Consider the following 6,881-nt stretch of genomic DNA (forward strand, 5'->3'; position numbering starts at 1 on the left):
CCCACCGAACCCGGCCCGGCCATGGTGCTCGGACTGGCCGTGCTGATCGGCACGGCGGTCCGGGTCCTGCCCGCCGCCAAGGCCGGCGCGGTCGCCGCCGCCGGCCTGGCCCTGGCGGTCGCCCGCCTGGCGGCCGACCCCCCGGTCAGCGCGAGCGGCGCGTCCTCGATGGCCGTCCTGTACGCCGGGGCGTGGCTGGCGGCGGTGTCGGTGGGCCGGTGGCTGCGGACGCTCGACGCCCACGCCGCGGCGACCGCCGAGCGGGTACGCCGCGAGGAGCGCCTCGAACTCGCCCGCGAGCTGCACGACATCGTCGCCCACCACATCACGGGGATGGTGATCCAGGCCCAGGCCGCCCAGATCGTCGCCCGCAGGGACCCGGCGAACGCGGCGGAGCCGCTCGCCGGAATCGAGACCGCCGGCACCGAGGCCCTCGCCGCCATGCGCCGCGTCGTCGGCCTGCTGCGCGACACCGCCGACGCCGCGCCCGCCGCGCCCGGGCCGGAGCGGCTCGACGAGCTGGTCGAGCGGTTCAGCGCGGGCGGGCCGCGGGCGACGCTCCGGTCCTGCGGCGGCGCGGACTGGCCGCCGGAGGTGACCAGCACGGTGTACCGGATCGTCCGGGAGGCGCTGACGAACGTCCGGCGGCACGCGCCCCAGGCCGGCTCGGTCGCCGTGACCGTCGCGGAGGAGCCGGAGGGCGTCACCGTGCGGGTCGACGACGACGCCCCGCCGGGCCCCGCCCGGCCGCACCACCGCGCCGGGTACGGGCTCGTCGGCATGCGCGAGCGCGTCGAGACGCTCGGCGGCACGCTGGCCGCCGGCCCCCGGCCCGGCGGCGGCTGGTCGGTGCGCGCGGTCCTGCCCCTCCGGGAGTCCCGATGACCATCACCGTGCTGATCGCCGACGACCAGACGATGATCCGCGGCGGCCTGCGGCTCATCCTGGAGGACCAGCCCGACATCCGGGTGGTCGGCGAGGCCGCGGACGGGGCCGAGGCGGTGGAGGCGGCGCGGCGGCTCCGCCCGGACGTGTGCCTGGTCGACATCCGGATGCCCCGCCTCGACGGCATCGAGGTCACCCGCGCGCTGGCCGGGCCCGGCGTGCGCGATCCGCTGCGGGTCGTGGTGGTCACCACGTTCGACCTGGACGAGTACGTGTACGGGGCGCTGCGCGGCGGGGCGGCCGGGTTCGTGCTGAAGGGCTCCGGCCCCGCGCTGCTCGTCGAGGCCGTCCGCGCGGCCGCCAACGGCGAGGCGCTCGTGTCGCCGTCGGTCACGCTGCGGCTGCTGCGGCACCTGACGGCGGGCGGCGCGCCGGGCGCGCGCACTGCGGACGTCCCGCTGTCGGAGCGGCAGCTGGAGGTCGTGCGGGCCGTCGCGCGGGGCCGCACCAACCAGGAGATCGCCGCCGAGCTGTTCATCTCCCTCAGCACGGTGAAGGGCCACATCGCCGGCGTCCAGAGCAGGCTGGGGTTCCGCAACCGGATCGAGATCGCCGCGTGGGCGTGGGAGAACCGCATCGTCGAGGGCGGCTGACCGGCCGCGAACCGCCCGGCGGCGAATCACTCAGCGGCGAACCGGCCGAAAGTACCGTCTCCGGCGGGGCGAACGGTGCCGCGGGCCGATGGGCGGGCGGGCGCCCGCCTCCGAGGATGAGCGGCATGCCGCACAAGCAACCGTCCCCGGTGCTCCAAGCCGAGGGCCTGACGAAGAAGTACGGCCGCCGCACGGCGCTCAGCGAGGTCGACCTGACCGTCCCGGCGGGACGCGTCATCGGCCTGGTCGGGCCGAACGGGGCCGGGAAGTCCACGCTGCTGCACCTCGCCTGCGGCCTGATCGAGCCCACGTCGGGGTCGCTGCGCGTGCTCGGATCCGCCCCGGCGGCCGGGCCGTCGCACCTGGCGCGGGTCGGGTTCGTCGCGCAGGACACCCCCGTGTACGGGTCGTTCACCGTCGCCGACCATCTGCGGATGGGCGCGAGGCTGAACCCGGGATGGGACCCCGCCCTCGCCGAGCGGCGCGTCGCCCAGGCCGGGCTGAACCCCGCTCAGAGGGCCGGCGGGCTGTCCGGCGGGCAGCGCGCGCAGCTCGCCCTCACGATCGCCGCCGCCAAGCGCCCCGACCTGCTGATCTTCGACGAGCCGGCCGCGGCGCTGGACCCGCTGGCGCGCGCCGGGTTCCTGCGGACCCTGCTGGAGTCCGCCGCCGAACTCGGCGCCGCCGCGGTGCTGTCGTCGCACCTGCTCGGCGACATCGAGCGCGTCTGCGACCACCTGGTGGTGCTGTGCGCCTCCCGCGTGCAGGTCGCCGGGGACGTCCGGGACGTGCTGGCCGCGCACCGCCGCCTGGTCGCGCCGCGCGGCGAGCTCGCCCGGCCGCCGGCCGGAGTCGAGATCGTCCACGCCGAGAGCGCGGGCGAGCACGACACCGCGGTGGTGCGCGGCGATGCCGTCCCGCCGGAGCCGTACCGGGTCGAGCCCGTCTCGCTGGAGGACATCGTGCTCGCCTACATGACCAGGGCGTCCGCCACGACCGGGGAGGACGCGCGATGATCTGGCTGACCTGGCGCCAGTTCCGCGTCCAGGCGCTCGTCGCCGCCGTCGCGCTGGCCGTGATCGCCGCTTACCTGGTGTACCTCGGTACCGACATCCGGGACGCCCACGACGCCTACCGGGCCCGCTGCGCGAGCAGGCCCGCCGACTGCCCGCCCGCCCTCGCGCAGTTCCGCGGCGACTACGAGAGCACGCTGCTGTTCCTCGCCGCAGGGCTCCAGCTGATCCCCGTCGTCATCGGGACGTTCTGGGGCGCGCCGCTCATCGCGCGGGAGCTGGAGACCGGCACGCACCGGCTCGTGTGGAACCAGAGCGTGACCCGGCGCCGCTGGCTCGCCGTCAAGCTCGCGTTCCTCGCGCTGGCCGGCGCGGCGCTCACCGGCGCCGCCGCCGCGCTGCTCACCTGGGCGGCGCGCCCGTTCGACGAGGCGACCGAGGACCGCTTCTCCACCATCGTGTTCGGCGCCCGCGACATCGCCCCGATCGGCTACGCCGTCCTGGCGTTCACGCTCGGCACGGTCGTCGGGCTTCTCGTGCGCCGGACGCTGCCCGCGATGGCGGTCACGGGAGTCGCGTTCATCGTGCTCCAGTTCGTCTTCCCGAACATGGTGCGGCCCCACCTCCTCCCGCCCGAGAAGACCACCCTGCGGATGACCGCCCAGGCCATCAACGGGGCCCAGAACATGGGGAGCATCACCGGCGGCGCCGTCGTCCACGGCCTCGCCGTCCCCGGCTCTCCTGGCGCCTGGGTGAGCGACATCAGCCCGTTCCGCACGGCGGACGGCCGGACGCTCAGCGGCGCGAAGTTCGACGAGTGCCTCAACAGCCCGCGGCGGACCGGCGCCGGCGGGAAGTTCGGCGACACCGCCGTCTGCCTCGCCCGGATGAACCTGCACGTCGACGTCGCCTACCAGCCGAAGAGCCGCTACTGGGCGTTCCAGGGCCTGGAGACCGCCGCGTACCTCCTGCTCGCCGGAGTCCTCACGGTGTTCGGGCTCTGGCGCGTGCGGCACCGGGTGAGCTGAGGTTCAGACGAGGCTCGCGCGGGGCGCGCGCAGGCGGCCCTCGCTGTAGTCCTCCACGAGGTGGCGGACGGTCTCCATGGCGTCCTGCTTGTTGGTCCCGATGAAGCCGGTCGGGCCGCGCTTGATCCAGCCGGTGGCGTAGACGCCGGGCAGGACGGCGCCGCCCGGCTCGGCGAGGACGCGGCCGCCCGCGTTCGGGATGACCGCGCGGGCCTCGTCGAACGGGACGCCGGGGACGGCGGTGCCGCGGTAGCCGATCGAGCTGAGCACCAGGCCGGCGTCGAGCGTCTCGCGCTCGCCGGTGGGCTCGACCCGGTCGCCGGAGCCGGGGACGTAGGCGTTGCGGACCAGCTCGACGCCCCGGACGCGGTCGTCGCCGACGATCGCGAGCGGCGACGCCAGGTACCGCAGGACGATCCGCTTCCCGTTCCCCGTCGCGGGCCGTTCCGCCAGCTCGCGCAGCAGCCGGAGCTTCTGCGCGGCGGCGTGGCCGAGAGCGCCGGTGCCGGTGTCGAGGCCGGTCTCAAGGCCGGTGTCGAGGTCGGCGGAGTCGAGCACCAGGTCGATGCCCGGCAGCTGCATGAGCCCGACCAGTTCCGGGAGCGTGAAGGCCGAGTGCGCGACGCCCCTCCGGGCGACGATGACGACCTCCTGGACCCGACCGTCCCGCAGCGCCTCCAAGGCGCGGGGCGCGATGCTCGTGCCGGCCAGGTGCTCGGGGTCGGCGGTCAGGATGCGGGCGACGTCGAGCGCGACGTTGCCGTTGCCGACGACGACCGCCCGCTCGTGCGACAGGTCGAACCGGCGGCCGGCGTGGTCGGGATGGCCGTTGTACCAGGCGACGAACTCGGTGGCCGTCGCGGTGCCCGGCAGGTCGCGGCCCGGGACGTCCAGGCGCCGGTCCGCGGACGCCCCGACCGCGTAGACCACCGCGTGGTGCCGGTCGAGGAGGTCCTGGTGCGTCACGTCGCGGCCGACCTGCGTGCCGTAGACGATCCGGATCCCGTCCTGCGCCGCGATCCGGTCGAACAGGTCGCCGACCTGGCGGGTCCGCACGTGGTCGGGGGCGACGCCGGTGCGCGCCAGCCCGTACGGGACGGACAGCCGCTCGTACATCGTGACCCGCGCGCCGGGGACGGTGAGCAGCTCGTCCGCCGCGTACATCGCCGCCGGGCCCGTCCCCACGATCGCCACGTCGAGCGGCTCCCGGCCCGCGGGCACCGTGAGCGGCGGGACGTGCGGCGCCAGCAGCGGCCGCACCCGGCCGTCCCGGTAGAACGCCTCGTTGATCGACACGAATGGCTCCTGCGACTCCGGCAGCCGGTCGTGCGGGACGATCGCGTCGACCGGGCACGCGGTCACGCAGGCGCCGCAGTCGACGCAGGCGACCGGGTCGATGTAGAGCATGTCGGACGTGAGGAAGTCCGGCTCGTCCGGGGTGGGATGGATGCAGTTCACCGGGCAGGCGTACACGCAGGACGCGTCGCCGCAGCAGGACTGCGTGACCACGTGGGGCATGGCTGGGGGTGCTTCCTAACGGGTCAGGCGGCGTGGGCCCGGCGGTGCGGCTCGCCGCGGTAGCGGGACGGCTCGCCGTCGATGCCGCAGGCCTTCCACACCTTCCGGGCGGCGGGGTTCATCAGGCCGAGCTCCTCGGCGAGCATCCGGACGTCGCCGAAGTAGCCGCGCAGGATCGCCTTCGACTCCTCGCGCTGCCAGAACGCCTCGCGCATCACCTTGCGGGGGATGCCGAACTCCTTGGCGAACCGCCGCGGCGGCGCCATGATCGCGCCGGCCAGCCAGCGCATGACCAGCGGGTAGGCGATGGAGGTGACGCCCTTGCCGGCCCTGGTCTGCCGGGCCACGTGCTCGTTGAGGAAGCGGTGCGCGAACGAGATGTGCCGCGCCTCCTCGGCGATGTGGATCTCCATGGTGCGCAGCAGCGCGGGCGGGCGGGCGGCGCCGTCCCGGATGACGTCCTTCTGGAAGTGGTCGATGGGCTCCTCGCCCGCCAGGATGCCGATGAAGAAGATGACCGGCGCGTAGGCGGCGAGGTGCCAGAGGGAGGACGTCGCCCGGTAGGGCGCCTTCATGCCGGGCACGTCGACGCCGGTGCGGTTGACCAGCTCCTGGAACATCTGGATGTGGTTGCACTCCTCCGACATCTCGTGGAGGCAGTACCGGAACTCCGGGGAGCCGTTCGGCAGCTTCATCGCGTACTGCATCATCCCGCGGATGAGGACGCTCTCGAAGACGAGGCCGACCTTCTGCATGTTCGCGGTCCGCCACAGCCCGATCGCGATCCTCTTCTCCTCGGGCTGCGCCTTGTACCAGGGGTGCGCGCCGAGCGGGTCGCAGTCGGGCAGGATCCAGCGCGGGTCCGAGGCGTCGATGGCGAAGTCCGGGGAGTCCCAGTCGATGTCCAGGTACGGGTCGAACCGGCGGTGGACGGATCCGTTGGAGAGGGTCCGCAGGAACTCGCGGTACTCGGTCACCTGTGCCATCGGGGACCTCCTAGATCGTTTACACTTCCTATAGGAACTGTAAACAGTGATCGCTTACCGGGTCAATGGGCGGGGACTGTGGGCCCGGCCATACAATCGGGCCCATGCCGAGGCAGGACGGGGACATCCACGCCCGCATCCTCGACGCCGCCGCCGCGTGCCTGACCGAGGGCGGGTTCACCTCCACCCGGCTGCTGTCGGCGATCGCGCGCCGGGCCGGGCTGTCGCGCCCGACGCTGTACAAGTACGGCGGCAGCCTCGACGAGATCAAGGACGCGCTGATCGAGCGCGAGCTCACCGCCTACCTCGCCGAGGCCGCGCCGATCATCGACGCCGCCCGCTGGGACGCCGACTACGTGTCGGACCTGCTGGCCTTCCTCGTCGGCCGGGCCCGCCGGCACCCGCTGCTGTCCGCCGCCGTCCGCGACGTCCCCGACATGGTGCTGCCGTGGTTCACGATCCGCGCGGACCTCACCGTCGCCCGCGTCACGGCCCTCGCGGCCCCGGTCGTGCAGGAGAAGATCGACCGGGGCGAGTTCCCGCCGGTCGACGTGCCGGTGCTCATCGACGTGCTGACCCGGATCGTGCTGTCGCTGGTCTTCGTGAACAGCGCCGGCGTCGACGCCGACGACCCGGAGGACCTGCGGCGCTACCTGCGCACCGTCACGGGGTTCATCTCGCTGCTGCCCGGGCGCGGCGAGGGCGCGGCCCCGGCGGCGTCCGCCCGCTGACCGGTTTCCGCCGGCCGGGCAGCAGCGAGATGAACCCCGTGACGGTGCGCAGGTAGCGCCGCAGGTC

General features: G+C 74.3%; 7 protein-coding genes. 5 read left to right on the forward strand and 2 right to left on the reverse strand.

Annotated elements, in window-relative coordinates; translation table 11 throughout:
* The 4 genes from ABZ914_RS43535 to ABZ914_RS43550 all read left to right on the forward strand — a co-directional run.
* Positions 1-885, forward strand: an 885-nt coding sequence (locus tag ABZ914_RS43535; protein WP_500200616.1) for a sensor histidine kinase, incomplete at its 5' end; no start/stop codon positions are given.
* Positions 882-1,538, forward strand: a complete 657-nt coding sequence (locus tag ABZ914_RS43540; protein WP_500200617.1) for a response regulator — start codon at positions 882-884, stop codon at positions 1,536-1,538. The genes ABZ914_RS43535 and ABZ914_RS43540, both read left to right, overlap by 4 nt.
* 125 nt (positions 1,539-1,663) lie before the next feature.
* Positions 1,664-2,554 (forward strand): ABC transporter ATP-binding protein, encoded by an 891-nt coding sequence (locus ABZ914_RS43545; protein WP_500200618.1) that lies wholly within the window; start codon positions 1,664-1,666, stop codon positions 2,552-2,554.
* Positions 2,551-3,579, forward strand: coding sequence for an ABC-2 membrane transporter-related protein (locus ABZ914_RS43550; RefSeq protein ID WP_500200619.1), 1,029 nt, complete (start codon positions 2,551-2,553; stop codon positions 3,577-3,579). The genes ABZ914_RS43545 and ABZ914_RS43550 overlap by 4 nt, the downstream gene beginning before the upstream one ends.
* Positions 3,580-3,582: 3 nt before the next feature.
* Here the strand turns inward: ABZ914_RS43550 and ABZ914_RS43555 are convergent, their stop codons facing one another.
* Both ABZ914_RS43555 and ABZ914_RS43560 read right to left on the reverse strand, forming a co-directional pair.
* Positions 3,583-5,097, reverse strand: a complete 1,515-nt coding sequence (locus ABZ914_RS43555) for an FAD-dependent oxidoreductase (protein WP_500200620.1) — start codon at positions 5,095-5,097, stop codon at positions 3,583-3,585.
* A 23-nt stretch (positions 5,098-5,120) separates the two neighbouring features.
* The gene (locus ABZ914_RS43560; RefSeq protein ID WP_500200621.1) at positions 5,121-6,083 is read right to left on the reverse strand and encodes an AurF N-oxygenase family protein; all 963 of its coding nucleotides are present in this window, start codon (positions 6,081-6,083) and stop codon (positions 5,121-5,123) included.
* Between the two features lie 104 nt (positions 6,084-6,187).
* On the opposite strand from ABZ914_RS43560, the gene ABZ914_RS43565 reads away from it, so the two are divergent.
* Positions 6,188-6,814 (forward strand): TetR/AcrR family transcriptional regulator, encoded by a 627-nt coding sequence (locus ABZ914_RS43565; RefSeq protein ID WP_433251051.1) that lies wholly within the window; start codon positions 6,188-6,190, stop codon positions 6,812-6,814.
* Positions 6,815-6,881 lie beyond the last annotated feature (67 nt).

It is taken from the genome of Spirillospora sp. NPDC046719, from assembly GCF_040645715.1.
Classification (GTDB): Bacteria; Actinomycetota; Actinomycetes; order Streptosporangiales; family Streptosporangiaceae; genus Spirillospora.

What these genes read in the sequence shown, in the direction of transcription:
- ABZ914_RS43540 (WP_500200617.1), top strand. Translation starts at nt 882, where the DNA reads ATGACCATCACCGTGCTGATCGCCGACGACCAGACGATGATCCGCGGC.
- ABZ914_RS43545 (WP_500200618.1), top strand. Translation starts at nt 1,664, where the DNA reads ATGCCGCACAAGCAACCGTCCCCGGTGCTCCAAGCCGAGGGCCTGACG.
- ABZ914_RS43550 (WP_500200619.1), top strand. Translation starts at nt 2,551, where the DNA reads ATGATCTGGCTGACCTGGCGCCAGTTCCGCGTCCAGGCGCTCGTCGCC.
- ABZ914_RS43555 (WP_500200620.1), bottom strand. Translation starts at nt 5,097, where the DNA reads ATGCCCCACGTGGTCACGCAGTCCTGCTGCGGCGACGCGTCCTGCGTG.
- ABZ914_RS43560 (WP_500200621.1), bottom strand. Translation starts at nt 6,083, where the DNA reads ATGGCACAGGTGACCGAGTACCGCGAGTTCCTGCGGACCCTCTCCAAC.
- ABZ914_RS43565 (WP_433251051.1), top strand. Translation starts at nt 6,188, where the DNA reads ATGCCGAGGCAGGACGGGGACATCCACGCCCGCATCCTCGACGCCGCC.